We start from the raw sequence: 1,025 nt of genomic DNA, 5'->3' as shown, positions 1-1,025 counted from the left end.
TGGGAGGTGGTCGCGCCGAAGATCGGCGGGGTCACGCTCGACGACGGCACCAAGGTCGCGGCCAAGCAGAAGATCGACGGCGGACCTTCGGTCCTGTTCGATGCCGTCGCGGTGCTCCCGTCCGAGGAAGGAGCTGCGCTGCTCGCCAAGGATGCGGCCTCCAAGGACTTCGTGGCGGACGCGTTCGGCCACTGCAAGTTCATCGGCTACACCGATGCGGCCGCCACGTTGTTCGACGCCGCCCGGGTGCCGGAGCTTGACAATGGCTTCGTAGCCCTAAGCAAGAGCAAGGACGTCAAGGCGTTCGTCACGACCTGTCGTGACCTCAGGTTCTGGGCTCGGGAAATGAAGGTCGATCTCGACGCGGCGGCCTGACGACCCTGGCGGGAGCGGCAGGTGGACGTCCTGCCGCTCCACTTACCCGCGAACTTCATATCGCCCGGACGCGGTACGCGCTGCCTCGCTCGCGTTCAACGGGATCGGGGCACATCGTCGGGGCGAGCCGCGGTGACGACCCAGCGGCGGGTGCGGCGCACGGTGCGAACCGTCCAACGACGCCCGGTCTCTGCGAGGAACCGGGCGTGGATCCCTGCCGCGTGCTGGGCGAAGTCGTAGAAGTCGATCCTGTGGTGCGCGAGCACGATGGTGCCGCCTGGCGTCAGGCGGGCGGCCATCTCACGCGCAACCCGGGCCATGTCTCGCGCTGAGAGGTAATACAGGATCTCGGCGATCACGATCACGTCATAGACGGGACGTGGCGGTCGACCTGGGAGCACGAGCAGCGATGCGCACGCACGAGGCCAGGTAGCGACGGCGCGTGCCGTCAGGTCGACCCCTTCCCTCGTGCCCTCGGTCGCATCGAGGCGCAACGCCTTCCTCGCGATCGCGACACTGTTGGAGCCGTTGCCGCTGGCCAGCTCCAGCACCCGTCCGACCGGTCGGTCACCTATTGCGTGCAGGATCGCGGTACGCTTCACCGCCTCGTCACGGGCGGTGAAGGTGCGCCAGGGATCGTCGTCGCCGGC

Annotated in this window: 1 protein-coding gene and 1 pseudogene; one reads left to right on the top strand and one right to left on the bottom strand. The window is 67.9% G+C overall.

Annotated elements, in window-relative coordinates:
• Positions 1-375, top strand: a pseudogene (locus tag J2Y58_RS20965) (catalase HPII); the annotation flags it as partial.
• 95 nt (positions 376-470) lie between these two features.
• Here the strand turns inward: J2Y58_RS20965 and J2Y58_RS20960 are convergent.
• Positions 471-1,025, bottom strand: a 555-nt coding sequence (locus tag J2Y58_RS20960) for a class I SAM-dependent methyltransferase (protein WP_310107455.1), incomplete at its 5' end; no start/stop codon positions are given.

It is taken from the genome of Sphingomonas sp. BE138 (genome assembly GCF_031456125.1).
Lineage (GTDB): Bacteria > Pseudomonadota > Alphaproteobacteria > Sphingomonadales > Sphingomonadaceae > Sphingomonas.
This window is presented reverse-complemented; position numbering and strand designations above follow the sequence as displayed.